Raw genomic sequence first — 1000 nt, 5'->3', positions numbered from 1 at the left:
ATATGTCACCACTTGCACCACGTATCGCCCACCCCGTTTTGGTACCTAGATCAAAACAAAGAATCGTGTTAATCACCACACCACTCCATACAAAATGTGTTTTAGAAGATTGCTCTTTTTACGAAAATGCTGCCGTAGATCCTCAAAATCCACCAGAAAAAGTGAATTTTCCCGTCCGCGATATTCAATACTTTGAACCAGAACCAGAACTCTTACAGCTGTTACGTTCAAAGAATAATGGTTTTCCAATTTGAACAATAACGCTGTTGTTCCTCAATACTTTTTTCAGCCAACTCGGCCCATGTCAGTGGCTTTGGCCTCACAAGATGAAATAATAAATATTGCGATCTATCCCATTTATTAAATTCTTCAATTGTAACGGTTTTTTTTGCCATAAACCATGTATGAACATCGTTAATAATTTGAATTGCTTCATTCTTTCTCTGTTCATCCATCATCAATTGTTGCAATATCTTTCGTGCTCTATCATCATCTTTTTCATCACTATATTCATTTATAATTGGAGCTTTGTTTACAAACTCTCTTACAAGCGCACGAACATCTTCAGGCTCTTGAAGATTTTCATAAATATTTTCATATTCAGTCAAATATTCTTGCTCTTTAGATTTCTTCTGTTCAGATTCCAACAAACGTTCTTGCACTTCTTTTTGTAATTTTTGTAAATGTTGTATTTTCTCTTCATTTTCTGCTAGCTGTTCTTCCATCAATGCTTTTTGTGACGCTATTAACTCATTTTTTTCTGCTAGCTGTCCTTCCATCAACGCTTTTTGTGACGCTATTAACTCATCTCGTTCTTTTATCGCTTGTCTAAGCATTTTTATGTTTTTAAAATTGGTATAAACCGCATAACATGAACACAAATTAGCAATACAAGATATAATAAGTGCAATTAAGCCCATCCCTCTCTCCTCACTTACCCTTCTTCTTACTCTTCTTATTCTTATGAGGCGGCGCTTTTACTGCTTCATCACGCGGCTTA

Annotated in this window: 1 protein-coding gene and 1 pseudogene; one reads left to right on the top strand and one right to left on the bottom strand. The window is 35.6% G+C overall.

The window, feature by feature from the left end; translation table 11 throughout:
• Nucleotides 1–254, top strand: a pseudogene (locus ACFIQE_RS10795) (hypothetical protein); the annotation flags it as partial.
• On the opposite strand, the gene ACFIQE_RS10790 reads toward ACFIQE_RS10795, so the two are convergent.
• Nucleotides 228–920 carry a hypothetical protein gene (locus tag ACFIQE_RS10790; RefSeq protein WP_375707744.1) on the bottom strand — a complete coding sequence of 231 codons (693 nt, stop codon included), beginning with the start codon at nt 918–920 and terminating at the stop codon, nt 228–230. The pseudogene ACFIQE_RS10795 and the gene ACFIQE_RS10790 overlap by 27 nt on opposite strands.
• Nucleotides 921–1000: the final 80 nt, after the last annotated feature.

Origin of the sequence: Bartonella sp. AA1HLJMS, from assembly GCF_042197445.1 — a bacterium.
Lineage (GTDB): Bacteria > Pseudomonadota > Alphaproteobacteria > Rhizobiales > Rhizobiaceae > Bartonella.
The sequence above is the reverse complement of the archived record's forward strand: the minus strand, read 5'-3'. Positions and strand labels throughout refer to the sequence as shown.